Below are 13,663 nucleotides of genomic sequence, written 5' to 3'. Positions count from 1 at the left end.
CTGGCCGCATCGGCCACCAATTTTAGGATCGGCTTCTCACCTCCTTTTGGGAGGAGCAGTCCGCTGCGGCGATCATGCCGCCTCGGTCTGGTAGAGCTGCGCCTCACGGTTGATAAGGATATCGGCCAGGAACCAGTAGGCCTCGCCCCAGGCGTTCAGAACCTCATCGGTTGCCGCCTCGCCCAATATGTCGCGGATCGCCGGCAACAGCGCATTGGCGACCGCAGGATAATGTTCGGGCTTGATATGGGTCTCGACATGGCGCGCGGCGATGCGTTCGATCGCGGGTTTCAGCACGTCGAGCTTGTCGACGTTCTGCGCGAAGGCGAGGATCGCGGCCGCTAGCCGCTTAGGCTGCGCGCCGGATTCGTGCGCGGCCATGTCAAACAGCGCCTTGATCTCCGGATCGACGAACAGGCGCTGATACATGCGCGTGGTAATCTCCACGCCGTGCTGCTGGAGCGCAGGCGCCGTAGCTTTCACCAAAGCCATTGTTTCGGGGGAGAGCGGTTTGGACATACAGACGTGCTCCGGATTTCAGACCCTGATAAAAGAGACGATCAAAGTGGCGAGAGGGACCCGATCCAGCAAGGAGCGTGGGCCGGAGAGACAGGCATGCGCGATGAACCAAGGCTTAGCGGCGGGGTATCCTGTATCCGGATCGATCATAGCTCGACCGCAGCCAGAGGAGCGAGCAAGGTCCACACGACGCCCGAGGCGGGAAACTCCATCTCGGCACGGCCGCGCAAGCTGCGGCTCACGGCCGTGCATATCAGCCGCGACCCAAAGCCCCGCCGCTCGGGCCTGACGACTGGCGGGCCACCCCGTTCGGCCCATTGCATCCAAAGCTCGGCTTCGGTGCCCGAATCCAGCACCTTCCATGTCAGCTCGATCGTGCCCGCCTCATTGGACAGGGCCCCATATTTGATCGCGTTCGTCGCCAGCTCGTGAAAGGCGAGGGTCAACGTCATCGCCGCCCTGGGGCCGATCGTGACCGTGGGGCCGTCGAGGCGAAGCCGCTCCGCGTAGAGGGTGAAGTGGCCCAGCGCATTTTCCGCCAGCGCGGGCAGGGGCGCCGCCTGCCAGTTGTGGGATAGAAGCTGCTCGGTCGCGTTGCCCAGCGCCTCCAATCGCTCGTCAATGGTCGATCGGGCGTCTTCGATCGAATCGGCCGCCTGCAAGCTCTGGCTGACAAGGGAACGAACGACAGTGAGAATGTTCCTGAACCGATGCTCAAGCTCACGAATCCGGGTTTCAGTATCGACCATAACTCTACGTGCCCCCTACCCGGCTACTTAGAGCAATCGGGAGCCCAGGACGAACATTTTGCACGTTCGCGTGGAGCACAGAGCCAGACGGCGCGTTGCTGCGCTGATCGGTGGAACGGCTGCGTAAATGCTTGGTGCGGCATGACTAAACAAGACGGGATCAGCGGCCTTCGCGTGCTGGTTGTCGAAGATGATTATTGGGTCGCGGCTACGCTGGTTGAGATAATATCTGAAGCCGGCGCGGAAATCGTCGGCCCTGTCGATTGCGTGCGGGATGCCCTCGCGGCGCTGGACTCGTCGCCTCATGTCGCCAGCCTCGATGTGCAACTTGGCTCCGAAACCTCGTTCCCGATCGCGGACGAACTGGACCGTCGCGGCGTGCCCTTCATCTTCGCCACGGGTGCGGCCAGCATGATCCCGGCTGCCCACGCCTCACGCCCGACCTTCCACAAGCCCGCTTCGCGCGAGCTGCTGATCGGGGCGCTTTCTGGCGCGCTCAACCCTGCCTAACAGGGCTGCTTCACTGACGCGATGCAAGAGGCTCAAAAGGAAACGCCCCCTCGTCGTCCAGCAGCTCGCCGGGTTGCATCGGGCCGGCTCCGGTCGCGGCGTCGATCGCGGCTTGCAAATGGACGGCGGTGGCCGTCGCGCCTCGGCCGCTCCGATCCAGTTGGGCCAATGCCATCCTCATAAGCGAGAGGGCTGTGTCGTCATTCGTCATAGACATGCCTCGATGGGAACCCGGAGCCTTGACGGAACAGGGGTGTCCGGGGCTCGATCTGTCGCCGCGCGACCGATCTCCACGGCGTTCTTCCCAGCGCGCTTGACCGCGTACATGAGCTGATCGACCGCGTGCATCAACGAGGGTTCGTCACGCGGGGTCTCGGGCTGAATCAGCAGCGCGCCCATGCTGCACGTCACCGGATGAGGCGTGCCGGCCAGAACCGATGACAGGCGCTTGTGAAGCGAGCGAGCGAAATACACCGCTTCCTCGGCCGAATGGACGGGAAGCAGAAAGGCGAACTCGTCGCCGCCGATTCGGCCGAAATCATCCTCACGCCGGATGATCCCCCGCGCGCCCTGTGCGAAGGTGCGCAGCACCTCGTCGCCCGCAACATGGCCGTGGCGGTTATTGAGGCCCTTGAAGTCGTCGAGATCAAGGATCGCGAGCAGGAAGGATTGTCGGGCAGGCACCGCTAGATCGAGACGATGGATCACGCGCTCGCGGAACGTCTCCTTGTTGAGCGCATCGGTCATGCGGTCGCGTGCCGCCAGGTGGTGCTCTCGGTCGAAGGACCGGCGGAAGCTGAGAACAATGGCGGCGACGAAAACATAGGTGACGGCGCGCACGGCCATCCTTGCCCCGAGCAGGGCGGGGGAGAGCCCTGGAAGTTCGGCGAGATGCGGCACGACGGCGAGGACCGCCGCAACGATCGCCACCAGATAGCCAGCACGGCTTCCCAACGCCCAGCAGGCGGCGCAGACGATCGGGATATAGAGCGGCGCGAGACCCATCCGGGAAAAATGTGCGTCCGCCAGCGCCAGCGCCGTGACGCTGAGGAGGATCGCGAACCAGGCGCGCTCACGCGGCAGGGAATGAAGGCGATCGGCGAGGCGGCCGACAGGCAGATGACTATTCACGCATGTCCTACTCGGTCAAAAGGTTCTCCAAGCTCATTCCCGCCCCAAGTGTTCCTGTTCAGCCGGCGGCACGCCCCATTTCGGAGACGTGCCGGCCACTGAACCGGGTGTTGGAAACCTGAAACACGTCAGGCGCGGACGCCTTTGGCCGGGTGGCTTGGACATGCGCGCCCGCCACCCGGTCGATGAAGCTCGACCGGCTCGTGTTTCAGGAGGTTTCCACGCCTCCACCCGCGTCTCCGCAGGTGCGCGCACGCTACCGGCAAACCGTTAAGAAAAGCAACAAGCCGACAGGCACACCGGGGATCAGCCGATCTTGACGCCCCGCCAGTCCCGCCTTTTCCGCAGGTGGATGGGCCGCTTGGCCGCTGACGGGAGCGTATCGCGGCCGGTCCTGTCGGCCAGCAGCGGCGTCGATCGCTCCTCGATGAGGGCGCGCAGCCGAGTCCGCCCGCGTGCGATGCGGCTCTTGAATGTGCCTGGGGCAATGCCGAGCTGCGCCGCGCCATCCTCGATGGACACGCCTTGGCTCGCCAGCAGCACCGCCTCGCGTTGGTGGATCGGGAGTTCGCTGAGCGCCCAATCCGTATCCCGCAGCCAGACGGCGAGGCTCTGGGTCTCGTCCACCCGTAGCATGCGGTCGCGCGCCTCTTCGGGCAGGTCGGCATGAAAGCGGGCGCGGCGGCGACCGGTGAGAAAGCTGTTCTTCATCACGGTCCGCGCCCAGGCGGCGAGGCTTGTTCCCGCCGCGAAGCTGGCGCGCGCGGTCCAGCACCTGAGCATGGTGTCCTGCAGAAGGTCGTCGGCATCGGCACCCCCTCCAGTCAGTCGCCGCGCATAGGCGCTTAGCGCCGCCGCCTGCTCGATCAGCGCTGCTCCGAACGCATCATCGGGCATGGCGATCGGCAAGGGAACACGGGCAGGCACATCGGGCGGCATCTCATTCTCCGGGCAGGGCTCTCCTGCCCTCAAGCGATATAGGGGGTGCGAGCCGCCGATGTTGCCGGCCAGACCGCTTCAAGGCCCGCTTCGTCCCGTATCGGTCGATCGGGGCTGCGCGCGTGCTATGGGGCTTCCATATCGCAATCGGAGAGAGACGATGGAGCGCCTGTTTCCGCGCGCCTTGATAGCGTGCATTCGTGAGGCTCGGCCGCCGACGTCGCAGGAGCTTGCATCGATGGCCGAGAAGATCTGGCGCGAGGCTTTTCCAGAGCGTCCATTTCGACGCGAGCGCGCCATGACCATCGCCGCCGTAGCGCTCACAGGCGAACGCCAGACGTGCAAGGGACCGCCGACATCCTGTCCCGCTGAACCATTTCCGGCTAGAATGCGGAGCGCTACGGTCGGTCGATGGTCGCCAGGGCTGTCGTCCAGGAGAGGATGCGCCGCTTGAGCCGGCAACATGCTGGCCGTAGCACCGGCCGGTTTCTTCAAGCAGCCGGCTTGACGGTGGCGGCTCAAACCTCGGTAGGCACCGGCTCGTAAGGTACCCCGATCCGGGTTTCGGCCGTGCCGCGCCGCCGCAGGGTCGCGGCAATGTGGCGGTCGGCCGCCGCGCGATCGGCGAAGGCGTGCCGCTGGGCTTGGCCGTGTGCGCCGATCCGGCCCCAGCGGGTTTCTACAACGATCATGCCGAAAAGATCGAGGCTTGCGGTGATGCTGTAACGCCGGCGGATGTTGCGCGCCGGGTCGATCGCCACCAGTTCGATCGGCTCGGGCAGGGACAGGTTCGCGCCATTCATGGCGCGGAGCCTACGAAATAAGCCTCTCCAAGTCAGGCGACTTTCCTGAATCAATGGCAAGCCGGTGATTCAGGAAATCGATGGTTCCTCGAAGCGTTACCGCGTCTGCGGGCTTGCGCGATGCTTCTGGCGCTGTTCGAGCCAGGGGGTGAACGCCGACTGGGTGCAAACGTCCAAGGGTTCATAGGTGCCCGGCGCAACACGCCGAAACAGCATGGGGCCGGTCCGAACGGCGCTTCGGCTGAGAGAAACCTGGCAGCTATTCCCGGTCATCCCGCACCGGCCACCTATGTTCATCACCGGACTGGTGCGGATGCTGATTGGTCCCGAGACGCGGCCCTTCGTAGCGCTGATAACGCGCGCGGGGCGGCTCTGCTCGATCTTCTGCCCAGGCCTGAACCATAGTCGCGCTCGTCCGTCCGACCCGCACCAGAAACTGCGCGCCGCTGCCACCGGCGCGCGCCCTATCTCCAACTCACCAACAAGGTCGGCTTTCGCGAACGCCGCGCGCGCCGCTGCCTCGATATTGTCGGGCAGGATGCATGAGCACGCCAGGGCGGGCGTGGACGCGCTAAATGCCGCACCAGCGAGGGCGGCGGCGGTCGTCCGCGATGATGACAGCATCGTCATCCCAAGAGACTATGGCCGCACGGCTGAACGAAACATGGCCTGCGCGCCTATACAGTCATTGGATCATTACCCGAGGATCATGAGCGATCAGGGTCTGGGCTGTCTCACCAAACTGCCGCCGATCAACCCCGCTCAAGGTCACGCGATTGCGTGGAATGTCGATCGTCAGAATGTTGAAGCGCCACTTCCGGCTCGACAACAATTCCGCAACCGCCTGCTCCGTGGCCTGTAATTCCCTCAAGGAGTAGCGGACCTGTCGAGCGACATAGCGCGGGTCGCCGGACAGGCGGCGCAGGCGGGCCTCAGCGTTGTCAGTGAACTGCACGATCACCGCGCCGCCGTCGACGAAGCTTCCAGCATAGGAAGGGTCGCCCGCTGCAAGCCCGTTGATCGCCGAAACAAGAATTGCGAGCGGTGTCGATTGCGCCGATTGGGCCTCAGGCGTGGGCGGCGCGGGAAGCGCCGAACCGGGTTGGGGTGTTGAACAGCCCAACAATAGCTCGCACGCCGCCGTGCAGACGATCACTCGCAGTAGCAGCGATGTTCGCAAGCTGGTCCGCATATGGCCGTTCATCCCAATGCAAGGATATCCGGAAGAGACTAAATTCATTGTGAGGATGATTCTATCCCTATTTGCCCTTTGCATGGCATGTTCGCCCGCAGTTGAGCATGGGGACGAGGGTGGCCCGCAATCAACAAGCACCTTCAGAACCCAGACGAAAGCGCCCTCCCCTAACTATCGTATACTACTCAATCAGCCGGCAGCGGGCGGACACGGGGCGTTGCGACAGGAAGCGACGTCGCCTCTCCCGCGCGATGCCAAGGCCATCGGCGATGCCTGGATCGCCCGTCTCAAAAAGCGGGGAGCGTTACTCGGCTACGGCCTCGCGGGAAAGGGTTCCGCCGGCCCGGTCGAGATGATCGACACGGGGTTGACCCAGCAGGAATTCGACAATTGGGCAAAGGAGAACGGTTGGCGCGTGCCTGGCCACATCAGCTGGAGCTTTGTACCTAAGATGAGCATTCCTCCGGTGAGTGAGGCCGCGAAAGGCGCGATCCGCGTCTGGCCCGCTTCCAAGGCGCGGACGGGCCTTCAACATCAGGCACTTTACCACGGCCGGGTCGAACTACGTGACGGCTGCTTTTTCGTCGGCCTCTCGGGCCAGCCTGTCGACAAGTTGGCATGGTTCCACTCGGAAATGGGGCTCGACATTGACCAGTCCGGCTACTTCATTCTGCGCGAAAGGGTCGGCGGAAAAACGCTCGCCCGCTTGGGCGAGGATATGAACTGGGGCGGCCCCGCGACTGCGGACATCGACAAGGAAACCGCACAAGCCTTGCAAGATGCATGCGGACCCGGCGAGCTATATGTCGTCGGTTCGCCCGAAGCGAGCGAGCGCTTCTTGACCCAGTATCCGCATCTCCGCGAGCCATCGGTTCCCCCGCCGGCACCCCCGAACAAGATTGAGATCGGCCGGTGCTGGACAGCTCCCGCGAAGCCACCTCATCGCGAGCAACTCGCTTAGACCGAACCCAATCGGGTTGTCGAAGGGCTGATCTGGCGGTTGCCCCTCGCCACGCACTTCATGCTACCTAGTTGCTGATCGAGGTTGGATCGGCGATGCGCCCGAAAAACAGCACCGCGCCGCTCTTTCGGTCTCGCAGGGTGGCAAGGAAAGGACGATCGACCACCATCTCCGGTACCTGAGGCGCTATCCGCGCACTGGTGACGACGACCTTGATCGCAGTTGCCGCCGCTGCCTCGGTGCCCTCCTCATCGACGCGCAGGAAGGTCGCGTGCGCCACATCATCGATCGCCAAGCGCGCACCACGGGCAATCCCCGACAGGTCCGCGCGCTGGTGGTCGAAGGCGCTCGGCATACCCGCTGCGATGAGCGCTGCCTTCACGCTCTCATCGAACCTGGCTTCAAAGCGGGGCAGAACGATCCGCACCGCGCGTTCCTGCTCCGCTGACAGGTCGAAACGATCATTGCCGCCCTGCTCGCCGGCGAAGAAATCGACACCCTTCAGCTCGCGCTCCCAGCGGCGCAGGGTCGCCGCGTCACGCGGCAGGAAGATTTCCATCACGAAGCTGCCATCGCCGCGATAAGGCAGCGCGATCGCCTGCCCTTCCCGGGTCTCGCGATAGTCGAACCAGCCAATCCGCTTCATCATCGTGATCGGGATGCGCGTGCCGTCGCCACGCGTGAAGGACCGCGTTTCCGTCTCCTCGAACGGCACCTGCCACTTCGCCTTGAAGTAAAGCGCGTTGGTCAGCACAGCGGCGGTGTCATCCCCGAAGCCGCTCGGAGAGACGATCTCCGAAATCCTGCCCTTCGTCTCGCGCGAAACCCAGCCATTGATCCGCTCGGCCGCTCCGGTGGGATCACCAGCATAATCGACGGTTTCCGGAGCCGCTCCGAAGCCGGCATGCGCCTCGGCGACATACTCGTCCCGGACCGGCAATCCCTTCGCCAGCCACAGCGCGTTCGCGATGCCGAGCGCGGTATCGGCATCGCCGGTGTCGTTAAGCTGGGCATTGTAGGATTTGATGAGCGCAGGGACGTTGCGGGACGAATCCCAACCAAGCACGCGGCCAATCTCCTCGCGCGTGGCGCCCCGCGCGCCAAGGTAGGCGAGCCCCAGGCCCTGCGACAAGCTGACCGGGGAGATGAACAGATTGGCGTTTGCATCGGCCTTCGCTGCCAGGTGCGGGTAGACCTTGACGGTCATTAACGCCGCGCCATAGGTCAGGTCATGCGGCAAAGCCTCGGCGTCGGGCCGGGACAGGCTTGTAGGAAGCGAGCCGGGACTCGGTGCCGGGTCGCGCGTCGCACAGCCACCAAGCGCGAGGATGGCAAGAAGCGGGTATGACAAGGCTGTTTTAGGCATGGCTCTCCCTAAAGGCTTGGCTGCTGATCGTAGAAATCGACCTGCATCCGCATGGCTCCGAGCGGTTCCACGAAATGCGGCTGTTCGGGCAAGATCAGCCCTGGCCGGTCAGGTGTAAGGACCACCTCCGAGGCCGGGTCGAGATAGGTGAGCTTCAATCTCCCTTCGATGACCCGGATCACGCCCCACACACCGGCCTTGGTGCGATGTTCGGAGCGCAGGGCAGCGGGCAATGTCGCCTCATCGAATATGGGCGTCGAGCGGTAGGGAATCACCATTATCTCTTCACTCCCACCTGGATCGTGCATCGCACCGGCTGATCCGCCTTCCTTGCCGCTTGCCGGCATCCTTCGATCTTTTCACGATTGTCGCGCAGCAACCTGTCGGCCGCGACGATCGCCTCCCAGCTCGCCGGTGACGCGCTCGCCATCAAATGCTGCCCGGCATCCCACGGTGTCGCCTCGGCAAGAGCCCGCGTCGCCATGCGTTCGGGCCATTGCCAGCTCGCCGGCGCGATCTCGCGCGCGACCATACCGGGAAGGAAGGACCAGAGGAGGATGCCGATAAGCAACCCGCTCAACCCGAACCATAGTTGACGGTCCTTCTGATCCCGCGCCGTCAGCGCCGATTGAACGACGGTGCGCAGCTCGCGCCCCTGCTGCTTCATCTCGTCGGTGGCGGTCGCGAGGGCGGCATGGTCGGCGCTGCGAAGGTCGGCCGCCGCTCGATTGATCTGCGCCGAAACCTGCGCCGGCGTCATCGCCAACGCCGGCGACTTCACGATGGCCGTCGTAACCTGGTCCAGGCGTCCGTTGATGCCGTCCAGCCCCTGGACGACATGCCCCAGCGTCTCGGAATAATCCGGCACGTCGATGCTGGCGCGCTCGGCCGCCAGTCCCTCGATGGCGCGGCGCATCAACGCTAGTTCGCCGCGCTGCTGCTCGACCGCAACGCGCACCTGCTCGAACGCTTCCGCCGCCGCGTCGCCGCCTTCCTCCCATTCCTCGTCCGCCATTGCCTCTCCTTATCGGCTCAACCCTCGATCGCGGCCGATTTCCAGCGAACGGGTCAATTCCTGGCTGATCGGGCGATCCCGGCCCATTTCCAGCCCCAGCTCGGGCGCGCGCCGCCGCAAGACGGATTCGAGTTGGGGATCGCGGTGCAGCGTTCCGGCCAGGCTCTCCATCTTCTTGCCGGTGCGCTGCGCGGCCTCACGATCGCCGCTGCGCGTAAGCTCGGCCCGCTCGCGCGCCATGCCCTGCCAGCGCTCCACGAACCGATCGGCGCGAAGCTCGGGATTGGTGCGGACCTGGGCCTCGTGCGCCATCGCCCGCGCCGCGCCGCCGGCCTTGCCCTCGGCCGCTTCGCGCACCAGCACCGGGTTGCGCTCGAACGCGGACGCCAAATCGCGGGCGGCATGGGGCCGCACCTGGTCGAGCGCGTCGCCCGCCTTCGCCAGCGCCTGCTTCTGATGCGGGAGCACGGGCAAGCCCTTCTCCCGCATTCGGTCCATATCGGCCTGCGCGCGCGCATAGCGCTCGATCGCCCTGGCCTGGCTCGGCGCTGCCGGTGCCCGCTCGGGGGTGGTGTTAATCGGACCCCCTTTGCCGTCGCGCGCCAGCTCGGGCGAGGACGATTTCGGCTTGAACCCGGCGAACATACCCCTCGCCTTGTCACGCACCTTCCCGGCGATCTCGCGCGCGAGTTCCGGGAAGCGGATCTCGCGCCGCTCGGCGAACGCGCGGGCCTGGGCCTGCCCGTCACGGGCGGCGGCATAATCGCCCGCCATGTCCTTGCCCCGGTCGCGCGACAGGGTGCGGGTGAGCTGGCGCTGATCTGTGAAATCGTCGCGACCATAGTGGAGCTGCACGCTGTCGCGGTGCCGCGACAGGCCGACATAGGCCGAGTGCCGATCCATGCCCGGTGTCGCCAGCACATGCGCCTGATCGACCGTCACGCCCTGCGACTTGTGGAAGGTGGCGGCATAGCCGTGATCGACATGGGCATAGTCCTTGAGGTCGAACGCGACCTTCCGGCCATCGTCCATCTTCACCGCCATGCCCTCGGCGCTGACGCGCTCCAGCGTGCCCAGCGATCCGTTCTTCACGCCAAGGCCGCGATCGTTGCGGAAGAACATGATCCGATCACCGGTCGCGAAATCGCGCCTGCCGCGCTCCACCGATAGCCCCACCTCCTCACCCAGCTCGCCGGCGGCGCGCATACGGCTGCGGGCTTCGCTGTTCAGCTCCTGCACCTCGGCATTGGTATGGGTGAGGATGATGCGGCTCTTGTCCGGATCGGCCTGCCGGTCGCTCTCCCATCCGTTCATCAGTTCGACCCGCGCCGCCTCGCGCGTGTCGGCAGCGCGCACCATGCCTTGCCTCTCATAGGCGTGCAGCGCCTCTCCGGTCCGGCCTGTGGCGAGCGCGCGCGTCGCGTCCTTCTGCCAGTCCTCATGCTGCCGGCGAATTTCGGTGATCTCGGCCGCGCCATGACGCTCGGCAAGGCTGCGGAACGCCGCCCCGGCCTCGATCGCCTGCAACTGCTCGGGATCGCCGACAAGAACGACCTTCGCGCCGGCACGTTCGGCCTCCGACAGCACCCGCTCCATCTGGCGCGAGCCGATCATGCCCGCCTCGTCGATAACGAGCACATCACGCGGGCCTAGCTGCTCGCGCCCCTGCCCCCATGCGTGCTCGAGACTGGCGATCGTCCTCGAGGCGATGCCGGAACCACCCTCAAGATTTTCGGCGGCAATGCCCGACAGGGCCGCGCCGCGCACCTGATAGCCTTCGCGCTCCCACGCCTCGCGCGCGACCCCCAGCATGGCCGACTTGCCGGTGCCCGCATAGCCGACGACGATGGCAAGATCGCCACTCGTCCCTATATGCTCCAAAGCGGCCCGCTGATCTTCACCGAGTGTCAGCCCGCCACTCCCGGCGGCGTTCAGCCCCCCTTGTAGCGACGCCGCCGGGAGACCATGCCCCACCCTGTCGGCAAGCCGACCGGCAGCGCGCTCTAGCCGCTCCTCCACCGCGATCATCTCGCGGCTCGTGAACCGCTCCTGGTCGCGTCCGTCCTTCCCCAGCGCCACCAGCTCGGGCGAGGACCGCACCGCGCTCATGGCCTGGTCGAACTGCTCCTTGCCGTCGCTGTGCCGGTGGACGAACATCGCCAGGTCGCGGGTGGTGAACGTCGCCTGTTGCCGCGTGATCGCATCCAACGCGATTTCCGGCTTGGCGATAATCTTCTCGCCGTTCTCGCGCGCGATCCGCACATGATCGTCGGCGTTGCGGTGCGGCTGTCCCTCAAGCTCGTGCCGTTTCCCCATCGGCCCGATCTTGTGCTGGGGCTCAAGCTCGATCCCCTGCGCCTCGTAGGAGCGATGGTCGATCCACCCTTCCAGCCCCAGCTCCGCCATGCGTTCGTTGACGTGGGCGGCCCATGCCTCTCGCCACTCCTTCAACAGCTCGGTTGAGTTCCAGGCGCGGACCTTCTTGCCGAACCCCTCAGGTCCAACCTCACGCATCGACAACATGACATGCGCGTGCGGCTTCGGGGTGCCGTCCTTTGCCTTGTCCCAATGCACATTAAGGTCCGCGACCATCCCGCGTTCGACGAACTGCTTGTCCACAAAATCGCGGGCGAGGCTAACGCCCTGTTTCTCGCTCATCTCGCGCGGGATCGAGAACTCCACCTCGCGCGCGAGCTGCGCGTCCTTGCGTTTCTCCCCGGCCTCCACCTCGTTCCACAGGGTCGCGCGATCGTTTAAACGCTCCGGCGCACCTTCGGGAGCCAAGATTTCCGAATGGACGACGCCGGCCTTGTTCGAGAAGTCATGGTCGCGCCCCAGCCGGTCATCGTGCAGCCGTTCCGCCGCACGATAGGCCGCACTGGCAACGGCGCTCGATCCGTTGGCACGGCTGATAACCTTGGCCGAGAAATGGTAGATCGCCATGACAACCGCTATACTGCCCTTCTTAGCGCACGTCGGCAACGACGTATAAGCGCGCACTCACACTCTCTGCCGTTCGCATGATTGACTTCGCCGCATTTTTGTTCGCAACCGCTGTCCTGCATCCGTGATCGTGCTACGCTGCCTCTCCCGATCATGGGCGCGAGGGAGAGAATATGCGCAAGGTCCGCGACTATGACGCCGAGTTGAAGGCGCTGGGCGACAAGGCCCGCGCGCTCAAGGCGAAGAAGGTCCAGCAGCTAGGCGAACTGGTCACGTCCACCGGGGCCGATACGCTTGATGCCGACGTGTTGGCCGGTGCGCTGCTCCATATCGTCGCCGAAGCACAGGCTGAAGGAAACCGGGAGGCGTGGCGCTCCGATGGCGCGGCTTTCTTTCAAGGGCGCGGGCGCAAGACTGGCCGACGTGCTGGCGGCAGCGCGGAAGGCGGAAGCGAAGCTGGCGCAGGCGAGGCACAGGCTTGATGCCGCCGCGCGCCGCATCGATACGAGAGGATGGGTCGTGGCCCGACGCGAGCGCACCCGCCATCTCATAGAGCTGGGCGGCCTGGTTCAGAAAGCCGGCCTGGTCGAACTGGCCGACGACGATCGCGCCACCCTCTACGGCGCGCTGCTCGAACTTGCCGCGAAGGCGCGTGAGGATGGCAACGCGCTCTCGCTCTGGAAGCGGCGCGGCAAACGCGCGTTCGACGCGGAAGCTGACGATGGCTGACCGGCCCGATTTTCATATCATCACTGGTGGTCCCGGTTCGGGTAAAACCACATTGATCGACGCCCTGGCGGCGCAAGGCTTCCACCATATGCCCGAAGCCGGTCGCGCCATCATTCGCGATCAGATCGCCATTGGCGGCGGCGCCCTGCCATGGGCCGATCGCGGGGCCTTCGCTGAACTGATGCTGAGCTGGGAATTACGATCCTGGCATGAAGCGCATGACCGAAAAGGCCCGGTGATCTTCGATCGCGGCGTTCCTGATGTGTCGGGCTATCTGCGCCTGTGCGGCTTGCCCGTTCCTTCCCATGTCGAGCGCGCGGCCGAGATGTTCCGCTACCAGCGCCGGGTATTCATCGCCCCGCCCTGGCGCGAGATTTTCGGGCAGGACACGGAGAGGAAGCAGGATTTTGCAGAGGCGCAAGCGACCTATGAGGCGATGGTCACGGTCTATGCCGATCTCGGCTATGAGCTTGTGTCCCTGCCTCTCGCCCCGGTTGCTGAAAGAGTGCGCTTTGTGCGCGCACGGATGTGGAGGGTAGATGACTGACCGCGTTCCCCGCTCATGGCAGCTCCTGATGGTCGGGTCAGGCGTACATCGGATCTCGCCCGATCTTTGCGACCGGCTTGTGCGCCTGCTCGATCTCTCGCCGCAAACCCGGCTAATCGAAATCGAAACCGATCAGGGCGGCGTCAGCGTCTCACGGGACTGGCCCAGCGACAAGATGGAGGAGGTCTCGGCGATCGAAGCCGAAATCCAATCCACCCCCGGCATCATCCGCATGACCATGTTCCAGGCGAGTTGA

The 13,663-nt window shown here is 65.0% G+C and carries 17 protein-coding genes; 6 read left to right on the top strand and 11 right to left on the bottom strand.

The features are described from left to right. Positions 1-72: 72 nt before the first annotated feature. Both C2R25_RS08620 and C2R25_RS08615 read right to left on the bottom strand, forming a co-directional pair. A complete protein-coding gene (locus C2R25_RS08620; protein ID WP_042490932.1) occupies positions 73-519 on the bottom strand; it encodes a globin domain-containing protein in 447 nt (148 codons plus the stop codon). A gap of 146 nt (positions 520-665) precedes the next feature. Next, on the bottom strand, positions 666-1,268 hold the full coding sequence (locus tag C2R25_RS08615) for a sensor histidine kinase (RefSeq protein ID WP_052811617.1): 603 nt from the start codon (positions 1,266-1,268) through the stop codon (positions 666-668). Positions 1,269-1,409: 141 nt separating this feature from the next. On the opposite strand from C2R25_RS08615, the gene C2R25_RS08610 reads away from it, so the two are divergent. Further along, on the top strand, positions 1,410-1,778 hold the full coding sequence (locus C2R25_RS08610; protein ID WP_042490934.1) for a response regulator: 369 nt from the start codon (positions 1,410-1,412) through the stop codon (positions 1,776-1,778). A 10-nt stretch (positions 1,779-1,788) separates the two neighbouring features. Here C2R25_RS08610 and C2R25_RS20925 read toward each other — a convergent pair whose 3' ends face one another. The 5 genes from C2R25_RS20925 to C2R25_RS08580 form a co-directional block, all read right to left on the bottom strand. Continuing rightward, positions 1,789-1,953, bottom strand: a complete 165-nt coding sequence (locus C2R25_RS20925; RefSeq protein ID WP_233203850.1) for a hypothetical protein — start codon at positions 1,951-1,953, stop codon at positions 1,789-1,791. A gap of 32 nt (positions 1,954-1,985) precedes the next feature. Next, the gene (locus C2R25_RS08600; RefSeq protein WP_042490938.1) at positions 1,986-2,909 is read right to left on the bottom strand and encodes a GGDEF domain-containing protein; all 924 of its coding nucleotides are present in this window, start codon (positions 2,907-2,909) and stop codon (positions 1,986-1,988) included. 306 nt (positions 2,910-3,215) lie between these two features. After that, positions 3,216-3,848, bottom strand: a complete 633-nt coding sequence (locus tag C2R25_RS08595) for an RNA polymerase sigma factor (protein ID WP_042490940.1) — start codon at positions 3,846-3,848, stop codon at positions 3,216-3,218. A 518-nt stretch (positions 3,849-4,366) separates the two neighbouring features. Next, on the bottom strand, positions 4,367-4,651 hold the full coding sequence (locus C2R25_RS08590; RefSeq protein WP_042490943.1) for a WGR domain-containing protein: 285 nt from the start codon (positions 4,649-4,651) through the stop codon (positions 4,367-4,369). Between the two features lie 685 nt (positions 4,652-5,336). After that, entirely contained in the window at positions 5,337-5,807 is a 471-nt protein-coding gene (locus C2R25_RS08580; RefSeq protein ID WP_158250630.1) for a hypothetical protein, read from the bottom strand. Between C2R25_RS08580 and C2R25_RS08575 the strand changes: the two genes are divergently transcribed. Then, positions 5,794-6,807, top strand: coding sequence for a hypothetical protein (locus C2R25_RS08575; protein WP_158250629.1), 1,014 nt, complete (start codon positions 5,794-5,796; stop codon positions 6,805-6,807). The two genes, C2R25_RS08580 and C2R25_RS08575, sit on opposite strands and share 14 nt — an antisense overlap. A 67-nt stretch (positions 6,808-6,874) precedes the next feature. Here the strand turns inward: C2R25_RS08575 and C2R25_RS08570 are convergent, their stop codons facing one another. From C2R25_RS08570 to traA, 4 genes are read right to left on the bottom strand one after another with little or no spacing between them, the layout of a single operon-like run. Next, positions 6,875-8,173, bottom strand: a complete 1,299-nt coding sequence (locus C2R25_RS08570) for a serpin family protein (RefSeq protein WP_228168121.1) — start codon at positions 8,171-8,173, stop codon at positions 6,875-6,877. 8 nt (positions 8,174-8,181) lie between these two features. Further along, entirely contained in the window at positions 8,182-8,451 is a 270-nt protein-coding gene (locus C2R25_RS08565) for a DUF1971 domain-containing protein (RefSeq protein ID WP_010339208.1), read from the bottom strand. After that, complete coding sequence (locus C2R25_RS08560) at positions 8,451-9,188, bottom strand: DUF6118 family protein (protein WP_010339209.1); 738 nt, start codon at positions 9,186-9,188, stop codon at positions 8,451-8,453. Before C2R25_RS08560 ends, C2R25_RS08565 begins: the two co-directional genes overlap by 1 nt. A gap of 9 nt (positions 9,189-9,197) precedes the next feature. Then, a complete protein-coding gene (gene traA / locus C2R25_RS08555; protein WP_103728820.1) occupies positions 9,198-12,131 on the bottom strand; it encodes a Ti-type conjugative transfer relaxase TraA in 2,934 nt (977 codons plus the stop codon). Positions 12,132-12,304: 173 nt separating this feature from the next. Between traA and C2R25_RS08550 the strand changes: the two genes are divergently transcribed. The 4 genes from C2R25_RS08550 to C2R25_RS08535 are packed head-to-tail and all read left to right on the top strand — an operon-like array spanning position 12,305 to position 13,663. Then, positions 12,305-12,613, top strand: coding sequence for a conjugal transfer protein TraD (locus tag C2R25_RS08550; protein WP_010339211.1), 309 nt, complete (start codon positions 12,305-12,307; stop codon positions 12,611-12,613). Positions 12,614-12,650: 37 nt separating this feature from the next. Beyond that, complete coding sequence (locus C2R25_RS08545; protein ID WP_010339212.1) at positions 12,651-12,860, top strand: conjugal transfer protein TraD; 210 nt, start codon at positions 12,651-12,653, stop codon at positions 12,858-12,860. Further along, positions 12,853-13,407 carry an AAA family ATPase gene (locus C2R25_RS08540; RefSeq protein ID WP_010339213.1) on the top strand — a complete coding sequence of 185 codons (555 nt, stop codon included), beginning with the start codon at positions 12,853-12,855 and terminating at the stop codon, positions 13,405-13,407. Before C2R25_RS08545 ends, C2R25_RS08540 begins: the two co-directional genes overlap by 8 nt. Beyond that, complete coding sequence (locus C2R25_RS08535; RefSeq protein ID WP_010339214.1) at positions 13,400-13,663, top strand: hypothetical protein; 264 nt, start codon at positions 13,400-13,402, stop codon at positions 13,661-13,663. The genes C2R25_RS08540 and C2R25_RS08535 overlap by 8 nt, the downstream gene beginning before the upstream one ends.

The sequence above is a fragment of the Novosphingobium sp. HII-3 genome (genome assembly GCF_002916655.1).
GTDB lineage: Bacteria > Pseudomonadota > Alphaproteobacteria > Sphingomonadales > Sphingomonadaceae > Novosphingobium > Novosphingobium panipatense.
The sequence above is the reverse complement of the archived record's forward strand: the minus strand, read 5'-3'. Positions and strand labels throughout refer to the sequence as shown.